Source organism: Nocardia sp. NPDC056000 (genome assembly GCF_042269265.1).
Taxonomy (GTDB): Bacteria; Actinomycetota; Actinomycetes; order Mycobacteriales; family Mycobacteriaceae; genus Nocardia.
The window spans coordinates 444,127-464,802 of sequence record NZ_JBHJXS010000004.1 but is presented as its reverse complement, the minus strand read 5'-3'; the positions used below and the strand labels follow the sequence as shown (position 1 = coordinate 464,802).

General features: G+C 63.7%; 26 protein-coding genes. 12 read left to right on the top strand and 14 right to left on the bottom strand.

Annotated features, from left to right (window positions below; translation table 11 throughout):
* The first annotated feature begins 33 nt into the window (after nucleotides 1-33).
* Together ACFC4D_RS14505 and ACFC4D_RS14500 are read left to right on the top strand one after the other, a co-directional pair.
* Nucleotides 34-270: a DUF2789 family protein gene (locus tag ACFC4D_RS14505; protein WP_376063311.1), complete on the top strand. Its 237-nt coding sequence runs from the start codon at nucleotides 34-36 to the stop codon at nucleotides 268-270.
* A 325-nt stretch (nucleotides 271-595) separates the two neighbouring features.
* On the top strand, nucleotides 596-1,213 hold the full coding sequence (locus tag ACFC4D_RS14500) for an HAD-IA family hydrolase (RefSeq protein ID WP_376063309.1): 618 nt from the start codon (nucleotides 596-598) through the stop codon (nucleotides 1,211-1,213).
* Between the two features lie 176 nt (nucleotides 1,214-1,389).
* Here ACFC4D_RS14500 and ACFC4D_RS14495 read toward each other — a convergent pair whose 3' ends face one another.
* Complete coding sequence (locus ACFC4D_RS14495) at nucleotides 1,390-1,800, bottom strand: DUF4189 domain-containing protein (RefSeq protein WP_376063308.1); 411 nt, start codon at nucleotides 1,798-1,800, stop codon at nucleotides 1,390-1,392.
* Nucleotides 1,801-2,052: 252 nt separating this feature from the next.
* Nucleotides 2,053-3,054, bottom strand: coding sequence for a DUF6924 domain-containing protein (locus tag ACFC4D_RS14490; protein ID WP_376063307.1), 1,002 nt, complete (start codon nucleotides 3,052-3,054; stop codon nucleotides 2,053-2,055).
* A gap of 210 nt (nucleotides 3,055-3,264) precedes the next feature.
* Between ACFC4D_RS14490 and ACFC4D_RS14485 the strand changes: the two genes are divergently transcribed.
* Together ACFC4D_RS14485 and ACFC4D_RS14480 are read left to right on the top strand one after the other, a co-directional pair.
* Nucleotides 3,265-3,645, top strand: a complete 381-nt coding sequence (locus ACFC4D_RS14485) for a hypothetical protein (RefSeq protein ID WP_376063305.1) — start codon at nucleotides 3,265-3,267, stop codon at nucleotides 3,643-3,645.
* A gap of 449 nt (nucleotides 3,646-4,094) precedes the next feature.
* On the top strand, nucleotides 4,095-4,514 hold the full coding sequence (locus ACFC4D_RS14480) for a hypothetical protein (protein WP_376063304.1): 420 nt from the start codon (nucleotides 4,095-4,097) through the stop codon (nucleotides 4,512-4,514).
* A gap of 61 nt (nucleotides 4,515-4,575) precedes the next feature.
* Here ACFC4D_RS14480 and ACFC4D_RS14475 read toward each other — a convergent pair whose 3' ends face one another.
* Nucleotides 4,576-4,803: a hypothetical protein gene (locus ACFC4D_RS14475; protein WP_376063303.1), complete on the bottom strand. Its 228-nt coding sequence runs from the start codon at nucleotides 4,801-4,803 to the stop codon at nucleotides 4,576-4,578.
* 143 nt (nucleotides 4,804-4,946) lie between these two features.
* A complete protein-coding gene (locus tag ACFC4D_RS14470) occupies nucleotides 4,947-5,888 on the bottom strand; it encodes a DUF4232 domain-containing protein (protein WP_376063683.1) in 942 nt (313 codons plus the stop codon).
* A 291-nt stretch (nucleotides 5,889-6,179) separates the two neighbouring features.
* Here ACFC4D_RS14470 and ACFC4D_RS14465 point away from each other — a divergent pair, with 291 nt between their 5' ends.
* A complete protein-coding gene (locus tag ACFC4D_RS14465) occupies nucleotides 6,180-6,689 on the top strand; it encodes a hypothetical protein (protein WP_376063301.1) in 510 nt (169 codons plus the stop codon).
* Nucleotides 6,690-6,944: 255 nt separating this feature from the next.
* The gene (locus tag ACFC4D_RS14460) at nucleotides 6,945-7,367 is read left to right on the top strand and encodes a hypothetical protein (RefSeq protein WP_376063299.1); all 423 of its coding nucleotides are present in this window, start codon (nucleotides 6,945-6,947) and stop codon (nucleotides 7,365-7,367) included.
* A 102-nt stretch (nucleotides 7,368-7,469) separates the two neighbouring features.
* Here the strand turns inward: ACFC4D_RS14460 and ACFC4D_RS14455 are convergent, their stop codons facing one another.
* The 4 genes from ACFC4D_RS14455 to ACFC4D_RS14440 all read right to left on the bottom strand — a co-directional run bounded on the left by ACFC4D_RS14455 (nucleotide 7,470) and on the right by ACFC4D_RS14440 (nucleotide 10,847).
* Nucleotides 7,470-7,706, bottom strand: coding sequence for a hypothetical protein (locus tag ACFC4D_RS14455; RefSeq protein WP_376063298.1), 237 nt, complete (start codon nucleotides 7,704-7,706; stop codon nucleotides 7,470-7,472).
* Nucleotides 7,707-7,798: 92 nt separating this feature from the next.
* On the bottom strand, nucleotides 7,799-8,155 hold the full coding sequence (locus tag ACFC4D_RS14450; RefSeq protein WP_376063297.1) for a DoxX family protein: 357 nt from the start codon (nucleotides 8,153-8,155) through the stop codon (nucleotides 7,799-7,801).
* Between the two features lie 212 nt (nucleotides 8,156-8,367).
* On the bottom strand, nucleotides 8,368-9,072 hold the full coding sequence (locus ACFC4D_RS14445; protein ID WP_376063296.1) for a YitT family protein: 705 nt from the start codon (nucleotides 9,070-9,072) through the stop codon (nucleotides 8,368-8,370).
* A 17-nt stretch (nucleotides 9,073-9,089) separates the two neighbouring features.
* A complete protein-coding gene (locus ACFC4D_RS14440) occupies nucleotides 9,090-10,847 on the bottom strand; it encodes an adenine deaminase C-terminal domain-containing protein (RefSeq protein WP_376063295.1) in 1,758 nt (585 codons plus the stop codon).
* Between the two features lie 163 nt (nucleotides 10,848-11,010).
* Between ACFC4D_RS14440 and ACFC4D_RS14435 the strand changes: the two genes are divergently transcribed.
* A complete protein-coding gene (locus ACFC4D_RS14435) occupies nucleotides 11,011-11,922 on the top strand; it encodes a LysR family transcriptional regulator (RefSeq protein WP_376063294.1) in 912 nt (303 codons plus the stop codon).
* 8 nt (nucleotides 11,923-11,930) lie between these two features.
* Here the strand turns inward: ACFC4D_RS14435 and ACFC4D_RS14430 are convergent, their stop codons facing one another.
* Both ACFC4D_RS14430 and ACFC4D_RS14425 read right to left on the bottom strand, forming a co-directional pair.
* On the bottom strand, nucleotides 11,931-13,325 hold the full coding sequence (locus ACFC4D_RS14430; RefSeq protein WP_376063292.1) for a serine hydrolase domain-containing protein: 1,395 nt from the start codon (nucleotides 13,323-13,325) through the stop codon (nucleotides 11,931-11,933).
* Between the two features lie 26 nt (nucleotides 13,326-13,351).
* The gene (locus tag ACFC4D_RS14425; protein ID WP_376063290.1) at nucleotides 13,352-14,359 is read right to left on the bottom strand and encodes an alpha/beta hydrolase; all 1,008 of its coding nucleotides are present in this window, start codon (nucleotides 14,357-14,359) and stop codon (nucleotides 13,352-13,354) included.
* Between the two features lie 224 nt (nucleotides 14,360-14,583).
* Here ACFC4D_RS14425 and ACFC4D_RS14420 point away from each other — a divergent pair, with 224 nt between their 5' ends.
* Nucleotides 14,584-15,528, top strand: a complete 945-nt coding sequence (locus ACFC4D_RS14420; RefSeq protein ID WP_376063289.1) for an LLM class F420-dependent oxidoreductase — start codon at nucleotides 14,584-14,586, stop codon at nucleotides 15,526-15,528.
* A gap of 87 nt (nucleotides 15,529-15,615) precedes the next feature.
* Nucleotides 15,616-16,620 carry a sigma-70 family RNA polymerase sigma factor gene (locus tag ACFC4D_RS14415; protein ID WP_376063287.1) on the top strand — a complete coding sequence of 335 codons (1,005 nt, stop codon included), beginning with the start codon at nucleotides 15,616-15,618 and terminating at the stop codon, nucleotides 16,618-16,620.
* Nucleotides 16,621-16,626: 6 nt separating this feature from the next.
* Here ACFC4D_RS14415 and ACFC4D_RS14410 read toward each other — a convergent pair whose 3' ends face one another.
* Nucleotides 16,627-17,130 carry an OsmC family protein gene (locus ACFC4D_RS14410; RefSeq protein ID WP_376063286.1) on the bottom strand — a complete coding sequence of 168 codons (504 nt, stop codon included), beginning with the start codon at nucleotides 17,128-17,130 and terminating at the stop codon, nucleotides 16,627-16,629.
* Between the two features lie 203 nt (nucleotides 17,131-17,333).
* On the opposite strand from ACFC4D_RS14410, the gene ACFC4D_RS14405 reads away from it, so the two are divergent.
* A complete protein-coding gene (locus tag ACFC4D_RS14405) occupies nucleotides 17,334-17,783 on the top strand; it encodes a hypothetical protein (RefSeq protein WP_376063285.1) in 450 nt (149 codons plus the stop codon).
* A gap of 83 nt (nucleotides 17,784-17,866) precedes the next feature.
* Nucleotides 17,867-18,178, top strand: coding sequence for a hypothetical protein (locus tag ACFC4D_RS14400; RefSeq protein WP_376063282.1), 312 nt, complete (start codon nucleotides 17,867-17,869; stop codon nucleotides 18,176-18,178).
* Nucleotides 18,179-18,222: 44 nt separating this feature from the next.
* Here ACFC4D_RS14400 and ACFC4D_RS14395 read toward each other — a convergent pair whose 3' ends face one another.
* Nucleotides 18,223-18,624: a RidA family protein gene (locus tag ACFC4D_RS14395; RefSeq protein WP_376063281.1), complete on the bottom strand. Its 402-nt coding sequence runs from the start codon at nucleotides 18,622-18,624 to the stop codon at nucleotides 18,223-18,225.
* A 37-nt stretch (nucleotides 18,625-18,661) separates the two neighbouring features.
* Entirely contained in the window at nucleotides 18,662-19,165 is a 504-nt protein-coding gene (locus ACFC4D_RS14390; protein ID WP_376063279.1) for a MarR family winged helix-turn-helix transcriptional regulator, read from the bottom strand.
* 94 nt (nucleotides 19,166-19,259) lie between these two features.
* On the opposite strand from ACFC4D_RS14390, the gene ACFC4D_RS14385 reads away from it, so the two are divergent.
* Complete coding sequence (locus ACFC4D_RS14385; RefSeq protein WP_376063277.1) at nucleotides 19,260-20,045, top strand: SDR family NAD(P)-dependent oxidoreductase; 786 nt, start codon at nucleotides 19,260-19,262, stop codon at nucleotides 20,043-20,045.
* A gap of 54 nt (nucleotides 20,046-20,099) precedes the next feature.
* Here the strand turns inward: ACFC4D_RS14385 and ACFC4D_RS14380 are convergent, their stop codons facing one another.
* Complete coding sequence (locus tag ACFC4D_RS14380; protein WP_376063275.1) at nucleotides 20,100-20,672, bottom strand: YdeI family protein; 573 nt, start codon at nucleotides 20,670-20,672, stop codon at nucleotides 20,100-20,102.
* Nucleotides 20,673-20,676 lie beyond the last annotated feature (4 nt).

Below are 20,676 nucleotides of genomic sequence, written 5' to 3'. Positions count from 1 at the left end.
TTCATGTACAACACAAAACGAGCGAGGGCCGATGTGACTCCGGAACCGTACACGCTGAACACCCTGTTCGAGCAGTTGGAACTGGCGACGGACGATGAGTCCATCGAGGCGTTCATCAAAGTGCATCAACTCGACGTCGACACCGAGATCATGGACGCGGAATACTGGTCGCTGGAGCAGGTGTGTTGCATGAAGGACATAATCGAATTCGATGGGCCCGGGGCAGCATGGATCGAGGTGCTGAACAGCCGTTTACACGAGGCTTCGTAGCATCAACGCTGCATCCCAAGCAGTTTCAAGTTGGCTCGCTGACCGAACCGGACAGCGCGAGGCCGCGAAAGATTAACGGGCAGAAATCATCTGAGGTCTATCGAACGCGCTGAACTGCTGAGTTAAGGACGTATCCGCACTACTTCGCCCGCGGGCACGGCGCTGTCACCGATCAAGATCTACTGCCCTACAGCGGTTCTCGCTTCACTCGCCCGAACCATCCGCTGTACCGCGAGAACTGACAAGTCGCGGCGATATGGGTCGCGTGTGATGATCGTGAAACCGATGCGAGGCAGCATCGGGAAACGTCGAGGAGATCATCACTATGGCCGCACCGGCCTATGACGCCGTGCTTTGCGACATCGATGGCGTGCTGCGACTCTGGCCGCCCGCCGACGACATCGAACGTGGCCACCAACTTGCCGTAGGCACACTCGCCGCAACGGCATTCGCCCCCGATCGCCTGCTCCCGGCCATCACCGGACAAATCACCGACGAACAATGGCGGGCAGCAGTCGCAGCCGATATTGCCCACGCTTGCGGATCCGTGTCGCGCGCGCACGCTGCGGTAAACGAATGGTCGAAATTGGAGCCGCGTGTCAACGACGACGCGGTCACACTCCTACGCCGGGCTGGCGAAGCCGCGACAGTTGCACTGGTATCCAACGGAACCACACGACTGGAGCAGGACTTGACTCGGCAGGGCTTGAGCGGACTGGCAGACATTCTGATCAACACCGCCCGAATCGGATACGCCAAACCAGACCCTCGGGTGTATCAGATTACGAGCGAGCAGATCGGTGTTCCTCTTCACCGCTGCCTGTTCATCGATGACACCGAGATCAACGTTGCGACTGCACGGGACCTTGGCATGATCGCGGTGCACTACCGGCAACTGGACGATCTTCGCAATGCCCTCCACGATCTACCAGTCATCCCCTAGCCGACCTTCCGACCGACCAGACCCAGGGGGCCGGCCGAACCGCTATCGAAACGTCCTGTACTGCAGCGTGGCGCGCTGTTTGGATCGGCCACGCCACACGTTCGAAGATCAACCGTCCGAGGTCATCCAAACCTCTGGCAACGCACCACAATGTCGAGGACCGTGCTGGAACCAGATCAAAGCTGGGTGCAGGCATGTTCGCGATTGAACGAGCCAGCGCTTCCGGTGCCGGTGGGCAGGTTGCGGGTCGCGTCTGCGTATGCCTCGCCCGGGGTCGCGCCCTTACCGAAGCCCACGATCGGGAACCCGGCGACGATCGCGAGCGGACTCGTCACGACCGCACCGCAGCCGTTGGCGAATGTCACCATCATGCGGCAGTCGATGATGCCTTGTCCCTTGCACGTTCGGTCGGCGGCTCGTATGGCGTCGGCTTCGGTCGGGTGGTTGACCGAGAACGCGTAGACGTTGCCCCACGCGCTGAGGGACACCGCGCCCCAATTGACCGGGTCGGCGGTGGCGGGGGGTGCGGCGAGAACGGTTGCGGCGCTTACCGAGAGGGCGGCGGCCGCAAAGGATTTGGTGAACATGTGGTGTGCTTCCTCTGCGCGCCGACCGAGGTGCGGCGATCGCATGGAAGTTACCTGAGCGCATGGACTCGAGATCGCCCCAAGTCTTAGGGGCACGGCAAGATCATTGCGACGACATGTCGAGCGGCCGTATCGAACTGAGGGCGCAGACGTCCGCTATTGGCGATTCCAGGCGGGTTCGAGTTGCCGCCGGTTGAATGTCCTCGCGTGCGTTGGGCTTTGGCGTATGAGCCGATTTCCGGGCGCCGAATATCAGGCGAGTGGACCCGGCTCGGTCGCCTCGAGCGCGTCAGGGCTTTCGATTGTCGCCTTGATCATCCCGCGGGCTGTGACCTTGTGGCCGCGGCGTGACGCCCATTCTCTGATCACGGCCGACTGCTCCTGGTTGAGCTGCCTCCGGCCACGCCGCATCTTCTCAGCGCGCATCCTGTGTGCGGTGAAAAGTCGCGACAGCTCATCGAACTGGGCCGGCGTCACGAAGACCAGGTAAAAGTCTTCGTCGGAACTCAGCGACGCCAGGACAACTCCGAGGGCGAACGCATGCTCACCGATCTCTTCCAGAAACGCTGTGATGTATTCGGCTCGATCGTTGTCGGCATGCTCGGCGTCGAAGGCGGCCACCCAATCCCAAGACAGCGCTTCGGGATAGGACCGCAGCGAGGTCAACTGCTCACGGACAGACCGGGGGTCGTCCGCGCAGGAAATGACCGCCATACTCGCGCCTTCGTCCGGGGATTCGGCGATGCGAATCGATTCGGCGAGCCCCGGTGTGAAATGTGCCAGTCGATCAGCCATGATGCAGCGCACGCTGAACTCGAAATCGCATTCCTTCGCATCCGCTTGCCCGCGGTAGATGCCGTCCGAGTCCACGCGGTCCGCGAAGTCCCGCCAGTCCAGGTTCGCGTCGTTGATGTTGGTGTCCACGCTCGACAGCTTTTCAGGCACGACCCGGAATGACTGGTAGTCGCCTCGGTCGTAATCCTGAGGTGGCAGGATCCAGACCGCCAGGAGGGGATGCTCCGGGTGAGTGAGGGTGGTCTCGTCGGCGAGGAAGGACACGATCGCCCCGCCCGGATGCTTCACCTTCAGCGCTTTGGGGCTCAGTCCCTCGAACTCCGGGTCGTTCACCACAGTCGTGTAGGCCAGGAATCCCTCTCTGCTGGGCGTCAGGACCTCTCGGACCAGAGAACCCCACGCGCGGTCGTCACCGAACCACGTGCGGACGAGGACCGATTTGTTTGGTAGCTCAGCCATGCCCGGACCATAACGGCGGGGACCGACACACTCCTGCGGCCAGTCGGATTTATCGACAGCATCGTCACTGTGATCACACAGGGCCAGGAATGACTCCATGCGATGAACAACGGGCCACTGCCCGAATCGAATTGGGGCATATGCCCTATACCGCCCAGTCCGGGACGGCTTGTAGCTTCTAGCCGTATGCCGCACCGATTGACAGCCCTGTTGAGCATCACCAGCTCGTTGTTCGCTATTGCCGTCAGTGTGGCCGCACCGCAGGCCGCCGCAGGCACGCCGGTGGTGCTGGCTCCCTGGGTCTCGTGCACTGACCGCTGGTGCCGCAACGAAACTGACGACACCTACCGTATGGACGTGATCTTCGACTGCGGTCTGGGAAAACAGCAAACAGCGCGTGCCTACCTTCCCCCGCATCTGACCACGGCCGTAGGCGGTAACTGTGGTTCTCACGACGAGCGCTGTGTGTATGACCGTGAGCGCCGGTGCAGCAAGGACAATCCGATCTTCGGAATGCGGTACGAGAACGTGGTGGTCGACAACGGACCGATTCCGCCCTGGCCCTTCAACAGCTCGGGCTCATCGCACTGAGCGCGGGCCTCGCGTCAACTGGGGCGTCCGGAAAAGCGAACGCACTGACTTGCCGGGTAGCATTCGCGAAGGTCGCAGCCGTGGTCACGAGCTTGCCGACGATCTGGCGAGCTGGGCAGCCCGATAACACGCGCCATGAGCGGTAAGCCACCGCAGTCGTGTTGGGGCCGAACCGGATTCGTTCGAGGCGGCGAATGTCGGCAGTACATGATCCGGAGACGCGGTCGATGGTGAGGTAGCGATTGCAGGGTCGGAGTGAGTACTCGGCCCGTAACGCTGAGGGGCGCCTACGCGGCATTGCCCTTTCGATTGTTGATCACCCAAACACCTTAGCGTCAAAGCAGCGCCCCAAGATCGCCAAGTGTTCGGTTCGAAAGATCTACGCGCTGAGGTCGTCTCGGGCACTGCGGGAACGTGCCCATCTCGCTCAGTTGTGATGGGGTATTCGCATGCACGAACATGACAGCCCACCCCTGTCCTACGGGGCCACTAGCACTCTCATGGTGAACGGGCGCGAGATCACCGATGTGAGCGAGCTCAGCGAACGTGAGTACCTCGGGTTGTTCGCGCAGCGACCCGGCATGTATGTCAGCGGCGGGACTGTGCGCGATGTGGTGAGCTTTCTGAACGGGTACGACTTCGCGGCCCGTCACCATGGCGGGCAGGGCTTGGACGGCTTCCAGGAATGGCTGCTGGTCAAGAATGAAGGCCGCGGAATCAACCTCGTCTGGTGGGCCCTGCTCGAAGATATCGCGTTGCCGGACAAGGAATTCGGCGTCGACCGCACCCCGGAGCAGGAGGCGCACCTGCTGGCGATGATGTTCGAGTTGCTCGATGCCTTCCTCGCTGAGCGCGAGACCGCAGGGTAATCCGCCGCACGCTCCCGAGGATCGGGATCTGGTGGATAGGTCGAGCAGGCCAGCGTCGCGGTCAGGGAGTGATCTCGATACCAGTGGAAGACCACACTCGCCATCGGCTCGATGGTGTGTAGACGGTGATGCCTTCCTGACTGTGTTCCACCTGAACATCGTCCGTGAGGCCATCGGCACTGTCGTACTCCACGATCATGTGGTCACCCGCCGCGAGTCGTCGCTCGTCGCCCTGGATCTCGAATGTCACAGTCATCGGCTTGTCGCCAGCTTGGATGCGCACCCTCATGATGCGAACCTATGGCATCCGGATCGCCACGTGGCCAACGACATGATCAGCCCCGACAAACTCGTGCTTGATTATCTGGGCGGCCGCCGCCTCGAATACGCCCGCATCTAGCCGAGATACGTTGGGGTAGTGCGTGCTCGGCCCTAGTCGGCGGTCAGCGCATTGGCACTGAATGAGCCGTGACAGTAGACAATCGCGGCGAACGGGAGATCGAGCGATGCCTGATCGTCCGGCAGCGTGATTCGAAGGTATGCGGTTGGTGTTGGCTGCTCGGTCTCGCGGCCATCGATGGCGCACACGGGGCCGTCGACGTATCGGCCGTGCATCGTGCCGGTCGCGCCTGCCGGGATCACGGTGGGTCCGGGGTTGCTCTGCGGCGGGGCAATGGTAGATGTTCTCCGATATTGGAGTTGGTGGCCCGCGTCCACCAACTGCAGGTCCGGCCCGGTACCCGCGATGAGGCAATCATGTTCGGTGTGGTTGGTGAAATCCACCGCGAATCCCGCATGGCTCATCCCGGTACCGCCGGGGTCCGGCCTTACCGTCATCGTGAGATCAGCTGTGCGACATGAGGGTAGCGGGCTCAGCACCGCAGGAGCGGTGCTGTAGACAGCAGGAGCGATCGGCGCGACTTCGATGGGGTTCGTGCCGCATGCCAGCGGGCCCCAGTAGTCGATCGGGGCAGACAACTCGCCGGTCTCCTGCGGAGGCGTCACCATCACGCCTACCGCAGCGGAACAAGCGGGCACGCCGGAGGGATTGTCGTATGCCAGGACGGCGACTGCGAGTGCGCCGGACGGCAGGCTGACCGTTCGCGTCGGTGCACCCGTATGGTGCACCGAGACGGCAAGCGCCACAACGGATTTGTCGCGCAGTCGTAGTTCCGGGTAACCCTGGATCGAGCAGCTGCGACCGGCGACATTGGTCAGCCTCAACTCCGCGATGACGTGTTGGATCACGGGATCGTCGTTGGTGATCGACACCAGATGGCTTTGCACCGCCAAGTCCTGCGAATGACAGCGATCGACCGCGGCGATCGGTGATTGTCCAGTCGGCTTCGGGTCCTTACCGCACCCTGCCCACACCAACGTCAGCGCCAGTACAGCCCCGCATCGACGCCAACGCACGCCGCTCCCCCTCTGGTCTGCTGCCACATCCACTGCACCGTAAGCGCTTTCACCGCAGGGCCACCACGATGCTATATCGCTGATCGGCCCGACTGGCGCCCATGCGCACAGAACGCGCTATCAATGCCGATGCGCGGCCTCAAGGCAACCGACTATCGTCCCAGCGGACGAAGTTGGCATCCGACTGGCCGGATCTCCATCCGGACCAGGGTTGTCGGCTCCGTCATCGATCGAGCGCAGGAGCACGCGGTGAAACTTGTTGGGCCCATACCGATCTCGCTGATCACGTTGGCGGCGGCTCTTGTGTTGGGCGGATGCGGAACCCCGTCGCCAGGATCGCCGGCAGAGACGACGGGAAATAGCCGATCAGCCATCGCGAGCAGCGATGCCGCGGTCAAACTCGTTGGCCCGTGTTCGAATTCCGCTGGAGCGACCGCTCCCGGCACCCATATCGTCGCGTTGCTCGACCTGTCAGCGGACAGCACGCTCACTTACAGCATGACCCACCACGTCAATCTGCCCGGTACACAGGGTGCATTGGAGCCATGTGGCGACCGTATGACCGTCCGGGTGTCCGAACATGTCGCTATCACTGCCGAGCACGGCACAATCTGCCAGAGCGGGCCAACCGGCACCGCCTCGTGCACTCTCGATTTGATGAAAGCCACGGCCGCACGATGGGGACAGATCACGCCCATCGCCCAGATCGTCATCGATACCGACCACGTCGTCCGGATCGATGAGGTCTACAACGGCTGACGCTGCCAGCGTTCCTGAAAGATCAATGGGCTCAACACCGCTCGGCCTCAGCAGCGCGGCAATGCCCGCGGGTTCAGGCGGCCATCGCAACACCTGTGGCTCGACGGAAGGGCTTCATCGCCAGCTCGGCGTTGGGTCCTACGTGGTTCACCGTTTCGAGAACCCCGGAAGAAGTTCGATAGCTAGTGAAACGAATTGGCATCCGGGAACGGTATGCCGGGCGGTCGGGAACAACGTAGAGAAAGAGCTCGCTATATGAAAAGCCGTCGCATCCTCGGTGTTGCCGCCGCCACCGCGCTGTTCACCACCGCCCTCGGGTTGAGCGCGGCGACGGCGAATGCGCGGGAACTGGCGCAAGGGGTGTCCTGCGATGGGTTCACCTGCCGTAACGACACCGACGTCGCCTATCGCGTCGAGTCCATCGTGACCTGTTGGGCACCCACGGGCGTGCCTTCGATGTCGTCGACCGCGGCAACCACCTACGTCCGAGCTCACGACACGGCCCGGGTGATCGCGGCCTGTCCCACGATCATCATGCCCGGTGAGTTCGAGCAGCAGCCGCCGAGGCTGCAGCCCGACGGCGGTTTCGCGACCGAACCGCCGGTCTGGAAGCCGGGCCGGGTTGTCGCCGGCCTTCCCTACTCCGCCGACCACATCAGCGCGGCCGTTGCCGAGTAGTTGGATCGCTCCCCGAACGAACGCCGGAAATTGCTGGACGACAACGGCTTCGAGCTGAGGGTCCGTCTGCGAATAGGGTCGCAGCCGACCTGCGTCGGTTCGTTAGTCGACAGGCCCTCGGGCCGACAGCACGATCCTGAGCACCTGCTCGACCGCGGATTCGAACAACGCTCCGCGTAGCTCATCTCGTACAGCGAGGTTGCGTGTAGCGAGGTCGAGCATCTGATCGGGAGTCAGGCGGCGCACCACCAGCGCGGCAACCTCTTCCAGATCGAGGTCGTGGTTCGCGTTGTCCAGTCTGGTCAGGGCAAACGAGACGACGATCTCCTCGTCGGTCATGCTTCGCCTCCACCGTTTGCCTGTTCATTCACGCTGTGATCGCCGGTACCAATATTACGGCCGCGGTCGATCGGCTCACCCGTGCGGTGGTCTCACCACGCGCCGTGGTAGCTCAGGCCCAATACGAGAATCGCAATCGCGGTGGCCAGAAAGACGATTCCGCCGACGATATTGCGAGAGCCCACCCGCAGGTGCGCGGCGATCGCTCCGATGAAGTACAGCACCAGGCCGATAGCGGCCAGCGTTCCGAGTATCGGCACCGCCAGCCCGGCCAGCAGTCCGATGGCGCCCGCGGCCAGCAAGGTGCCGAGCACAGGCACGTACTTGCGCGGGATACCCTTCATATCCGCCTGGGTTTTGGGGTACTCGTGGCCGATCAGATACGTCACGGCGGCGGCACCGTTGAAGAGCACTCCGAGGATGCTGACCGTAACGAAGGCGATAAACACGTTCTCTCCGAACATTCGGGCTGGTACTTCCGCGCCGCCGTCGGTATCGATTCGTGTCCCGTAAACGGTCGAGATCCTCTAACGGGCACCTGTCGAGACCGTACAACACCGCATCACCACAAGCATTCCCAAACTTGAGCATTCCGCCGGACTCGGCGACTTCACACGAAACCTCGATGCCGGACAGTGGGCCTGTCCGGCATCGAGGGATCTCAGTCCGCTATGGGATTGGATATGACTGGGGCGGTGGACTTTCGGGTTGTGTACCTGTTGTGGAGGTAGAAGTAGAGCCTGATGTATTGGCCTACCAGGATGGCGTTGATGATGGTGCCTTCGCGGATGAAGTGGGGTGCGCCCAGGCAGAGCAGGCCGATGGTTGCGGACAGTGCCAGCAGGGTGCAGTCGAAGGCGGTCTTGATGTTGCCCCATTTCCAGCCGGTTTTCTGCTGGAGGGTGTTGACGAACATGTCGATGGGCATCAGGACCAGGTTGGCGCGGATCATCAGGAACAGCCCGAACGCGAGCATGGCGTCGGCGAAGAACAGCAGAACGAGTTTGGGTGGGTAGGACCCGAGGTGGATCCAGGTGGTCAGCGAGAGGTTGAAGTCCAGGAGCAGAGCCAGGATCAGGGCGGGGATCATCGCGAGCAGGTTGGCGGCGCGAAATGTCTTCGGGCTCACCAGGAATGTCGCGATGAGCATGATGATTTCGAGGATGAGGTTGAAGTTGCCCTGGGTCAGCGGCGGCAGCACCAGCGTCATGGTGCGGGTGAGGCTGCTCTGCGGGGAGATGCCGATGCCGGCGCGCACGGCCAGGCTCAGGCCGAGGGTCAGGATGTAGATTCCGGCGACGTAGGTGATCCAGCGGCGCACCTTGTTTCCGGTGTCGATGACTCCGGTGTTGTTGTCGTGCTGCATAACCGTTGCATCCCTTGCTATTTCATGAAACCGAAGCGGTCCAGCGAAATGAACAGCGTCAGCAGCTTGTTCACCACCGGCTCACCTTCGTTGTGGTTGCCCAGCTTCGCGAGGGCATCGTCGATGGAGCGGGTGGCCTCGACGAGTTCGGCGAGGTCCATATCGGCCATCACGCCGTAGAAGTTCAGGGGCAGAACGGCTTTCGACTCGCCATCCTCGGTGACGATGCAGCCGCCGACCAGGGCGTCCAGTTGCGAGAGGTTCTCGTGCATCTCCGCGCTGTCCGAACCGACGACCACGAAATAGGCAGAGGGAGCGGGCCAGAAGGTGGAGACCGCACCGCGCTCGATCGAGACGCCCTTGAACAATCCGTTGACCACGTGCCGCTCACCGTCGGTGTAGCGCTGTACGACCGATATCCGATTCAGTTGCGCGCCTTCGTATTCGGGCACCACCACGCCGTCACGGAAGGGAACCCAGACCTCTTGGGCGAACTTGAGATGCCCGCGCCCGTAGACATCGAACAGCAGCACCTTGGCCTGAGTGCCGTCCTCGGAGATCTCGAGCGGCACGAGATCGAGCTGCTCCGAGCGCAAATCACCGAGTCCGGGCCGGGCCTGCTTGGTCAGCACCGAATAGTCGATACCGGCGGGGGCGATCAGTTTGCGATCCTGGGCGACGAGCTTGCCGCCCTTGAACACGAAGCGCGGGTTGATCTTCGACAGGCTGTCGGTCAGCACGATGTCGGCGAATCGCCCCGGGCTGAGCGAGCCGAGATCGCGGTCGCGATGGAACGAGCGCGCGGTGTACAGCGTGCCCATCTTGATCGCCTGGATCGGCGGCATCCCCATCTCGATGGCCAGTGAGATGACCCAGTCGATATGCCCCAGCCGCAGCACCCGATCCACCGAGATATTGTCCGCGCAGAGCTGGAAGTTCTCCGCGGGCCAGCGCCGTTTCACGATGGCGCGCAACATGGTTCGGATCACCTCGGGGCTGCCGACACCGAATTTGATCTGGGTGTTGAGCCCGTAGCGGACGCTCTTCTCGATGTCGTCCTCGTTCCAGACATCGTGGTTGTTGTCGACGCCGATCGCGGGCATGTAGTTCAGCAGCGTGTCCGAGAGCGCGGTGACGCCCCAGTGGCAGTTCACCACTCCCGCGTTGGCGCGCCCGAGCGCGGATTTGCGGAAGTCGTCGGCATTGCCGGTCATATACGACAGGTGCGCCAACTCCCCCAGCCCGATGACCGGATCCATCTCCAGCATCGCCTCGGTGACCTCGGTGGAGGTCTTCTTGCCCGGCGCGAAGGCATAGAGCCGATACGGCAGCTTGTGATGGTCGGAGAACAGCGCCCGCGCGGCCTCGACCGCCTCATCCCCCGCCGCGCTGGCGAAATCGAGCGTCTCACCGAATACCGTGGTGGTTCCGCTGGGCACGATCGCCTCGCCGAACGCCGCAGGATGCGCGAGCTGGGATTCGAAGTGCAGGTGCGCGTCGATCAGACCCGGAATCGCGTACAGGCCCTGGCCGTCGAATTCTTCCCGGAACCGCACGATCGACTCGTCCGGATTCAGCGCGATGATCCGTTCACCGTGTACCAAAAGCGTTCCGGGATACACGCTTTCGGTGTGCACATCGAGAATGTAGAGATTGCGCAGCAGCAGGTCCGCCTCCCGCTCGCCTTCCAGGATGCCGAAGATCGTGCGCACGTGATCATCCTGGGCGGCCACATCGGCGTTTGCGAGCGGGTTGTCGGTCGTCGAATCGAGCATTGGCGGTCCTCACGTCGTGTTCACGTACTTGCAGGTGACGGGGCCGCTGTGCGGTGTCCCGTGCCTTGGTACTGATGGAACTCGACCACACCGTTGCCCACAAGCATCCGTTTTCGCGCGATGTGTGCACTTTTTTCGTACACTTCCGCGCAGGAGGTGCGCCATGCTCCATTCACGATTGCTGGAATACATCGACGAGGTGGCACGCCTCGGATCCATCCGCGCGGCCGGCGCGCGGTTGCATGTCGCGCCTTCGGCGATCAACCGGCAAATCCTGTTGCTCGAGGCCGAATTGGATCAGCCGCTGTTCGAGCGCCTGCCCCGCGGCATGCGGCCCACCCCGGCGGGTGAGGCTTTGCTCGCGCATATCCGAGGCACGTTGCAGCAGTACCGCGAAACCGTCGCCGACATCCGCGATCTGCACGCGCTGGGCAGCGGTGAAGTCGTGATCGCCACGATGACCGGGCTGGCCAGCGGTGTAGTCGCCACTGCCGCAGCGAGTTTCCGCGCCCGCCATCCCCGCGTGCGCATCTCGATTCGCACCATGGGCACCCAGGACATTCTGCACGCGGTCGAAAACAGCGAGGCCGACCTGGGTTTGGGCTTCAACGTGCCGTCATCGACACGGGTCGAGGTGTGCTGGCAGATGAATACCCGGCTGGGAGTCGTTGTCTCCCCGCATCATCCGCTGGCGCAGCTCGATACGATCCCGCTCGCGCGCTGCACCCCGTACCCGCTCATCTTCGCCGACCGCTCCATGCTCATGCACGGCATCGTCGCCGAAGCCTTCGCCAACGCCGACCTCGCGATCGAACCGGCCTTTCACACCAACTCGATCGAGACCATGAAGCGCCTCGCGGTCTCCGGTGAGGCCGTGGCCTTCCTCAGCGAATTCGATGTCGCCGAGGAACTGCGCGACGGACGCCTGGCATTCCGTCAGGTCCGAGATGCCTTCAGCAACAACATCATCTCGCTTATCCGGCGCGATAAGCACGGGCGTGAGAAGCACGGGCACGGTCTGGCCATGCTGCTACTGGCCGATGAGATCACCGGGGCGCTCCAGCCCGGAGACTGACGGCGCGCTCATCGCTGATAGTTGCCGAGGGCACCGAGCGCACCGACGACCTGTCCGCCGACGTCGAGCAGCAGTCGGAACACATCCACCGGAACCGGTTTTCCGTTGCACCACAGGATATTGCACGCGGTCGAGGCGTAAGGTCCCACACCCAGCAGGATGCTGACCGCGGCGACCGGATCGATCACTTTGCCGAGATCATCGAGCCCGTGGATCGGCAGCGGCGGATCGCTGAGGGTGTACGGGTTCACGTACGGCTCGGCCGGAATGTCGGTGACCGCGGCGGTGATTCGCTGATACAGCTCTTTGTTGTCGGGATTGCCGCTGCCGGTCAGCATGCCCACGGGATTGGCGAGGTTGATCCGCAGCGGCACGCCCATGCGAATGATCACCATGTCGCGGCTGGGCACGATGGTGACGAACTGACCCAGGGCACCCTCGAAGGAGAACAGGTCGCGCGGCGAGCCGGGGAACTGCGGACGGTCGTAGGCGACCGCGGACGGCACCTCGGTGCCCCGATAGGTGTCCCCGGCATTGAGCCAGGTCAGGAATCCATAGCCGGGATTGGCCGCGGTCCCGGTGGTGGCCTGACCGATGTAGTCCGCGTCGATCAACTGCCGGTCGCCCCAGGTGCCGTTCTGGAGCATGAGCCGCCCGAGCCGCGCCAGATCGTCGGGCCGCATGGCCAGTCCGCCATTGAGCGCGGTATTGCCGCTGCGGTCGCGCAGCCACACCCAGTTCTCGCGGGCGATTCCCAAGGGCGTGAACAACTCTCGCTGCGCGAAGTCCTGGAAGTCGCTGCCCGTGGTGAGTTCCACGATCTTGGACAGCACCGCGATCACGTTCTGCGCGTACTGGAAGGTGGTGCCGGGTTCGAAATCGGCGGGTTCGGCCAGGGTTTGCAGCACCGGGTCGGTGTACAGCCCGGCGATATCGGCGGGCCAGCTGAAATGCAGACCGGTGCTCTGGGTGAGTACCTGTCGCACAGTGATATTCGCGTGTGCGGGGTCCGCGCCAGGGAAGAACTTGCCGAGCGGATCGTCCACCCCGAAGTACCCCAGCGTGACCGCCCGCCCGATCACCGTGGCGCTGACGCCCTTGGAGGCGCTGGCCAGTGGCAGCGGCACATTCCCGGTGGGGGTGCGGTCACCGACCAGGCAGCCGTGCCGGTAGATCTGCACCGCGACCCCGCCCGCTCCGGCTCCGAAATCCAGGGCGGCGTCGACGGCCGCGGGATCCATGCTCACCTGCGCGGGTGTAGCGCGCGGCAATGGTTGCCCCGCAAGGGGTTCGGCGCAGGTGGTATCGCCGGTGGCGGCCGTCGCGGGCACCGCGACCGGCGCGAACGCGGTCAGCATCGCCGTGGCCACACCGGTGAACATGACAGCGCGACGGCTGGTCATCTCGAAACTCCTTGTCAGCGTGGGAATCATTGCAGTGCGTCGGCCGCGGCATTGCGTTCGACGCGGAAGTAGGCCGGATCATCCCGGAGCCGCCATTGCGGGCCGATGAAGAACTGTTTCGCGGTCTCATCGCCGAACGCGAGGTATCGCAGCCAGGCGACAGCTGTCCCGGCGGATCGGTACGCACCCGGTCCGTCGACAGGCGAAAAGTGGCTCACTCCACGGGCGTTCGCGATCCAGGCCGGGGTACCGCCCATGAGGTTGTATTCCCACCACCGCACCCACGCGAAGTCCGGCACGACGAAATCGTTGTAGCCGGTGAGGAACAGCGTCGGCATCCCGACCATCGCACCGACCGCCAGCGGTCCGGGTTCGATGGCCAGCAGGCCGATGATTTTCAGCGCCGGATCGACCAGGCCCGCGATGGGCGGGAACATCGCGGCCGCTTGCAATGTGGCCTGTCCGCCGCCGGAATGCCCCGCCAATACGGTGCGGCTCAGATCGATTCGGCCGAACAGCGGCGAAGCCGGATCTCGGTTCTGCATCACCGCCGTGGCCAATCCGATAGCGGGCACATAAGCCAGGGAGTTGAAGAAGTCGTACGCGACCACCACGACGAATCCCTGGCTCGTCCACTGCCGCACCAGGGTGTCGTAGTTTCCGGGATTGGAGGTGATGCCACCCTCGAACAGAATCATTGGGGCGCTGCCCATTTCAGCGATATCGGCCGGGTAGTAGGTATTGACCCCGACCGGGGACTGCAACCCGTACGGAAAAGCCTGCGTGCAGCGCAGATCATCGCGATTGCCGAACGTGTGCACCACGATGTGCGCGATCATCCCGACCACCGACTCCTGGCACGGATTGGTCACCGTCGGCGTGGCGACCTGATGCGGGCCGGATCCGTCGAAAACGCTCTGCGCTGTTGCGCCGGAGGGTATTTCGTCCGCGAAGGCGGGTGCCACGGCCAGCCACGACGCGACAATCCCCACGATGCACGCGAGTACGCCCACTCGGGCAACGGACTTCGTCATTGATGTCCCCGTTCGATCTCCCGGACCATTCGTTCTGAAACTAAACAGTCTCGGATTCGGTACAGTAGCGCGGTGTGGTCCACGACACAAGGGACGAACGAGACTCCCGGCCGTGACCCCATTCCACAAGGCCCTGACCTGCGGAGAGTTTCTCACCGGCGGGATTCGACGTCTGCATAGGTGGGTCGAACCCGACCACTCCCCCACCGGAAGGCCACGGCAGCATGAAATTCAGCCTCTATCTACCCACAGGGCTCGGCCACAATTTCGCGAGCTACACCGATCCGGTGGCGGCGTTCGAAACGATCACCGAGCTGGCGCGGGCGGCCGACGAGTCGGGGTACGAAACGGTATGGGTGGCAGACCATTTCGTACCCTTCCCGGTCGCCCCGGGCTATGTGTTCGAAAGCTGGACGACGCTGACCGCATTGGCCCGCGATACCAGCCGGATTCGGATCGGTCAGATGGTGACCGGGAACAACTATCGCAACCCCGCGCTGCAAGCCAAGATGGCTTCCACGCTCGACGTAATCTCACGCGGGAGACTGACTTTCGGTATCGGCGCGGGATGGTACGAGGACGAATACCTCGCCTACGGCTATCCGTTCGAGGATGCACCGACGCGGCTACGGCAACTCGATGAAGCCGCCCACATCATCCGGTCGATGTGGACGCAGGCCGAAACAACTTTCGAGGGCACGCACTACCGGGTGCACAAGGCGCTCAACGAGCCCAAAGGCGTTCAGCAACCGCATATTCCATTGTTGATAGCCGGCTCCGGCGAGAAGATGACGTTGAAGCTGGTCGCAAAATATGCCGATGCCTGCAACGTCCAGGTCTCTCCGGAGGAACTGATCCGCAAGTACGACATCCTCGAAAACCACTGCGCCACACTGGGTCGCGACTACGAGAGCATCACCCGCACCTCCACCAGCTACTGCATTTTCGCCGATACCGACGCCGAGGCCCGAGCCCAAGTGCCGCCGTGGGCACCCATGGTTTTCCCGGGTGAGCTGGCCGACTACGGCCTCATCGGCAGCCTCGACACGGTCCGCGAACGGATCGACGCCTACCGGGCCGCGGGCGTCGACGAACTGCTGATCAGCTTCCATGACTCGCTCGACCCCGGAGCCATCCGCGAGTTCGCCAAGGAGTTCATTCACCCCTGACCTGCGCATAGTTACCTTTCACTGCCCGCCCGGGTCGATACTGACAATGGCCTCGATCAGCGAGGCCCGGCCAGGGCAGGAGGAGCGATGACCCGCGCAGACCAGCGTGCCGACACCGACGCACTGAACACCCGCTTCGTCACCGACACCGAGCCGCACCGGCGCGAGCTACTGGCGCACTGCTACCGCATGGTCGGCTCGGTACACGAGGCCGAGGATCTGGTGCAGGAGACCTACATTCGCGCCTGGCGGGCCTATCGGAAATTCGAGCACCGATCGTCGACCCGCACCTGGCTCTACGCGATCGCCACCAACGTCTGCCTCGACGCCCTGACCGACCACCGCCATCGCGTACTGCCCTCCGGCCTCGGCGGCCCCTACCGAGGCCCCACCACTCCGCCCGATCCTGATTCGACCGGCGAATTCGCTTGGCTACAGCCATTTCCCGACGCGTTGCTCACTCCCCCGGCGAACAATCCCGAAACCCTCGTCATCGATCGCGAATCCCTGCGCCTGGCCCTGGTCGCGAGCCTCCAGCACCTGCCACCCCAACAGCGTGCAATCCTCATGCTCCGCGAAGTGCTGGCCTTCAGCACCGCCGAAACCGCTCAAATCCTCGGCACGACACGAGCTTCGGTGAAATCCGGTCTGCAACGGGCCCGCACCCGCCTCGCCGAACTCCACTCCACCCCCACCGACCTGATCGAACCCTCCGACCCCCGAGCCCGCACCTTGCTGGCGGGCTACATCGCCGCCTTCGAACACTCCGACACCAACTTGCTCGAACAGGTCCTGCGCGCCGACGCCACCCTCGAGGCCACCCCCTTCAAGAACTGGTACGAGGGCCGAACCTCCTGCATCCGCCAACTCTCCACCTACATCCTCGGCACCCCCGGCGACTGGCGCATGCTCCCCACCCTTGCCAACAACCAACCCGCCGTCATCACCTACCACCGCAACCCCCAAGGCATCCTCACCCCATACGGCGTCGCAGTCCTCACCCCCACCCCCACCGGCATCACCCGAGTCGTCGCCTTCCAAGACCCAAACCTGGTCGCCGCCTTCGGTTTCCCGCCGACACCCCCGCACTAACCGGCGTCAGGGCCGACGCACAACGATCGTCGCAGGCTCGGCCAGCGACCTACCCACCACGCAATACCGCTCGGTCACCTTCGCAAGCCGCGCCAGCGCCGCATCATCGGCATCGGTATCAACCACGAACGTCACCACCACATCCTGCACACCGACCGGCACTTCCCGATCAACACCCAACGTCCCCCGAGCATCGAAATACCCTTCCGCCCGCCCCTGCACCGACCGAAGCCCGACCCCGGACGCCATCGCCACCGACCGCAACGTCACCCCCGCACACGCCAGCAACGCCTCGAGCAACATATCCCCTGAACAGGCATCGCCCCCATCACCCCCGGTAGCCCGATGCAACCCCGCCCGACTCACCCCCGCAAACTGATCGACATCGAAAGTAACCCCCTCCGAACCGATCCGCCCCACCGCACCCAGCACAGTCCGCGCCGACCCAGGATCCCGCCGATACTGCTCCTTCAACGGCGCCTGAACCCCACGCAATTCATTCGCATCCATACCTCGACGCTAATCCCCCTCGGCCACGAATCCGAGTACCAACGTTCCGGGGTCACCCGCGCTGGCGAACTGTCCGGCGAAAACGTTGCCGCGGTGGTGGGAGATGGTCGAGCTGCTCGTCCCGCTGGCGCCGATCCTGTTCCTCATAGGACAGCAACGATCGCGTTGCGGCACAGGCTATTCCAGCGAGTTACGCTCGGCTGGTGGTCCGGGATTTCGTGGTGTTGCCCAAGGGTGTGGCTCGGCGGCACGCCGAGGTGGTGGTCTACGTCCGCTCGCAGTATTCCCGCCCACCGACCGAGGACAGTCATGTGCTGTGCATGAGGGGCATGGTCGAGGGCTGGCGTAATGGTGTGAGCCGGGCGAGTCACCCCGAACTTATCGCGCACGCCTACGACGACACCTCGCTGATCCAAGCCTATCGCGGCTCGGTGTTGCAGAAACCCGACGACCCGATCACCTACGCTCTCGAAGTCGTTTTCGACTCCGGCGACCGCCGTTACGTCGCAGATCCCGAACCCGACGATCCCGCCCTCGTCGCCGACCTCATCTGGGACTGGATCGAGGAGCGCTGGGATCGCCTGAACGAATTACGCTGGTGCAAAACCGATTCGAGTGGGCAGACCTCCATGGTCCAATCCCTCGACGAGTGAGACTCGGCCGCGGAGCTGGTCGCCGCGATATCGAATACGGCTAAGCTCCCCTCGTTCATATTTCCGAATCGGGGGGGCTACCGATGCTCATCTGGGGTTGGCGCACGCAAACGCGCACACTGGCCATGATCACTTTCCTGTGCGCGTACTGCCGCAATCCCAGCGCGCACGCCTTCGTGGAGGTGATCAAGAAATTCACGCTGTTCTTCGTGCCGCTGTTCCCGATCGGCACCAGCCACCGCCTGGTCTGCAGCTGGTGCCAGGCACAAACCACCGTCCCCCAGAACGACGTCACCAATCTCCTGGGCCGAGCCCATAGCCAGAGCATGTACCCGGGCGGCATTCCACAGCCGCGCCCCGCGGTTCCCGATACGCCCTGGCCGCCCATGCCCTGACAGTCTTCGAATGCTGGGCAAAGCCGCCCACGTGGATAGGCGGCCTAGGCGAGAACCGCTGCGACAGCTTCGATTTCGACCACAGCGCCCGGGATCGCCAGCCCGGCGACCTTGGCGACGGTGATGGCGGGCGGGTTCGGACGCTGCCCCCACACCTCTTGGAAGGCGGCGAATCCGGCGCGCACATCGTGACCGTCGACGATCAGGATGGTCCATTTCACGACGTCCTCGATGCTCGCACCTGCAGCCTCGAGACAGGTCGAAAGGTTCTGCAGCGCTTGACGAGCCTGCGCGGCGACGTCCGCACCCGCGAGCTGCCCGGACGCGTCGAGACCGTTCTGGCCACCGATATAAATCGTGTCCGCGCCCGCCGGGACCCGCACCGCCTGGGTGAACGCCGGGTTGCTCGGCATCGATGAGGGATTGATGTGCGTTGCGATTGCCATGCACCGAATGTAACCACCGCTGTCATGCGGCCGATCCTCAGCGCTCGCCCTCCGGCCGCCACGGACCATCCGCGCGGATGGCCTCGGCGATCCGCAGGCTGGACTGGCCGAGCCGCTCGGCCTGCGCACGCGTCAGCGAGTCGAATACGAGTTTCCGTACCAGCGCGACGTGCCCGGGTGCCGCCGCGTGCGCCGCATCCCGGCCCGAAGCGGTGAGGATCGCGACCGTAATGCGACCGTCGTGCGGATCGGGTGCGCGTCGCACCCAGTCCCGGCGCTCCAGTCTGGCCACCGCGCGCGAGAGGCGCGACAGCGTGCTGTTGGCGTAGCCGGCCAGCGTGCTCATGCGCAATGTCTGGCCCTCGGCTTGCGAAAGGGCGAAAAGGATCCCGAACTCGAAGTGGCTCATTCCCGAGTCTCGCTGTAGCTGAGTGTCGAGCGCCACGGGAAGCCACTCGAGCAAGGTCGCCACAGCAGACCACGTCTCGAGCTCGTCGGAGGTGAAGGTGTCCGAGTCTCCGTTGTCTACCACATTGACCATCCTACCTCGTGACTTTCCCAGGAAAGTAATAACGCGTAGAGTTTGCTTTCCCAAGCAAGTAAATTGCGGTCGAGAAGACCGGGAGGATGCGACCATGGATATGCAACTCGCAGGCAAAAGGATCTTCATCAGCGGTTCCACGCAGGGAATCGGCTACGCGGTGGCCGCGGCGTGTGCGGCCGAGGGTGCGGCGGTAGTGCTGAATGGGCGGCGCGAGCAACGTGTTGTCGAGGCGGTCGAACGCCTTCGAGCATCCACACCGGGCGCTCAGATCTCCGGGATCGCCGCGGACTTCGCTGCGCCGCAGCAGGTTCGGGCACTCCCCGAGGAGCTCGGACCCGTGGACGTGCTTGTCAACAACGTCGGATTGTTCGACGTCAAGCCATTCGTCGACGTGCCCGATGAGGAGTGGCTGCGGTACTTCGATATCAACGTGATGAGCGCAGTGCGCCTCTCGCGAGGGGTCCTGGACGGCATGCTCGCGCGCGGCTGGGGTCGGATCATCTTCATAGGAACCGAATCAGCAGTCGACGTCCCCGGCGACATGGTGCACTACGGAGCAACCAAGGCCGCGGGACTGGCGCTGAGCAACGGGCTCGCAAAGCTCACGAAAGGCACCGGGGTCACCGTCAACACCGTGCTCGGCGGCCCAACCTACTCCGATGGCGTGGCGAGTACGGTTGAGCGGATCGCGACCGCACAGGGACTGTCGCCGCAGGACCTGAAATCCTCTCTCGTACGCGACACTTCGCTCATCCAGCGTTTCATCGAGCCCGCCGAGATCGCGAACCTGGTGACGTTCCTCGCGAGCCCACGCTCGTCGGCGACCAACGGTGCGGCGATCCGGGCGGACGGCGGGGTTCTCCCGACCACAGTCTGAGGGCGGGTTCGTACGCGAGGTATGGCGAACGAGCCGCGGGCTGCCGACGCTTGTTCAGCCGTGCGGGCGCTCGCCGCGGCGGAGCATATCCACATAGGTGGTGATGCGGCGTTGGCGGGTCTCCGGACGTTTGGCGTCGTTGATGCGCCAGATGATGGAGAAACGATTGCGGGCGTCGAGGTCGGCGAAGGCGGCGGCCACGGCGGGGTCGCGGTCGAGTTCATGTTGCAGGTCTTCGGGGATCGATGCGGTTCGCTGGCCTTGGTAGGCCGCTGTCCAGCGGCCATCGGCTTTGGCGCGGTCGACCTCGGCCACTCCGGCTGATTGCATTCGCCCGGCTCGGGCGAGGCGGGCGATGTGCTCGACGTTTCTGGCCGACCATGGACTGTTCGGCCGGCGCGGAGTGAAGCGCTGGCGGTAGCTGTCGTCGTCGCGTCGTGCGATCTGACCGTCGATCCAGCCGAAGCACAGCGCCTCGTCGAGCGCTTGCTGGTAGCTCAAGGTCGTGGTCTGTCCACCCTTCTTGTGCAGTACCAGCCAGACTCCGGGGTGATCGGCATGATGGCCGTCCAACCAGGTACGCCAGGCGTCGGCGTCCTGAACAAGCAGCTCGGCGAGTTCGGGCATGGCG

Excerpts from the sequence above, each read along its gene's own strand:
- ACFC4D_RS14385 (WP_376063277.1), top strand. The coding sequence starts at position 19,260 with ATGGATATGCAACTCGCAGGCAAAAGGATCTTCATCAGCGGTTCCACG.
- ACFC4D_RS14395 (WP_376063281.1), bottom strand. The coding sequence starts at position 18,624 with ATGGCAATCGCAACGCACATCAATCCCTCATCGATGCCGAGCAACCCG.
- ACFC4D_RS14445 (WP_376063296.1), bottom strand. The coding sequence starts at position 9,072 with ATGCAGCACGACAACAACACCGGAGTCATCGACACCGGAAACAAGGTG.
- ACFC4D_RS14430 (WP_376063292.1), bottom strand. The coding sequence starts at position 13,325 with ATGACCAGCCGTCGCGCTGTCATGTTCACCGGTGTGGCCACGGCGATG.
- ACFC4D_RS14390 (WP_376063279.1), bottom strand. The coding sequence starts at position 19,165 with ATGGTCAATGTGGTAGACAACGGAGACTCGGACACCTTCACCTCCGAC.
- ACFC4D_RS14460 (WP_376063299.1), top strand. The coding sequence starts at position 6,945 with ATGAAAAGCCGTCGCATCCTCGGTGTTGCCGCCGCCACCGCGCTGTTC.
- ACFC4D_RS14410 (WP_376063286.1), bottom strand. The coding sequence starts at position 17,130 with ATGGATGCGAATGAATTGCGTGGGGTTCAGGCGCCGTTGAAGGAGCAG.
- ACFC4D_RS14440 (WP_376063295.1), bottom strand. The coding sequence starts at position 10,847 with ATGCTCGATTCGACGACCGACAACCCGCTCGCAAACGCCGATGTGGCC.
- ACFC4D_RS14420 (WP_376063289.1), top strand. The coding sequence starts at position 14,584 with ATGAAATTCAGCCTCTATCTACCCACAGGGCTCGGCCACAATTTCGCG.
- ACFC4D_RS14425 (WP_376063290.1), bottom strand. The coding sequence starts at position 14,359 with ATGACGAAGTCCGTTGCCCGAGTGGGCGTACTCGCGTGCATCGTGGGG.
- ACFC4D_RS14495 (WP_376063308.1), bottom strand. The coding sequence starts at position 1,800 with ATGTTCACCAAATCCTTTGCGGCCGCCGCCCTCTCGGTAAGCGCCGCA.
- ACFC4D_RS14475 (WP_376063303.1), bottom strand. The coding sequence starts at position 4,803 with ATGAGGGTGCGCATCCAAGCTGGCGACAAGCCGATGACTGTGACATTC.
- ACFC4D_RS14400 (WP_376063282.1), top strand. The coding sequence starts at position 17,867 with ATGCTCATCTGGGGTTGGCGCACGCAAACGCGCACACTGGCCATGATC.
- ACFC4D_RS14480 (WP_376063304.1), top strand. The coding sequence starts at position 4,095 with ATGCACGAACATGACAGCCCACCCCTGTCCTACGGGGCCACTAGCACT.
- ACFC4D_RS14490 (WP_376063307.1), bottom strand. The coding sequence starts at position 3,054 with ATGGCTGAGCTACCAAACAAATCGGTCCTCGTCCGCACGTGGTTCGGT.
- ACFC4D_RS14500 (WP_376063309.1), top strand. The coding sequence starts at position 596 with ATGGCCGCACCGGCCTATGACGCCGTGCTTTGCGACATCGATGGCGTG.
- ACFC4D_RS14455 (WP_376063298.1), bottom strand. The coding sequence starts at position 7,706 with ATGACCGACGAGGAGATCGTCGTCTCGTTTGCCCTGACCAGACTGGAC.
- ACFC4D_RS14435 (WP_376063294.1), top strand. The coding sequence starts at position 11,011 with ATGCTCCATTCACGATTGCTGGAATACATCGACGAGGTGGCACGCCTC.
- ACFC4D_RS14380 (WP_376063275.1), bottom strand. The coding sequence starts at position 20,672 with ATGCCCGAACTCGCCGAGCTGCTTGTTCAGGACGCCGACGCCTGGCGT.
- ACFC4D_RS14415 (WP_376063287.1), top strand. The coding sequence starts at position 15,616 with ATGACCCGCGCAGACCAGCGTGCCGACACCGACGCACTGAACACCCGC.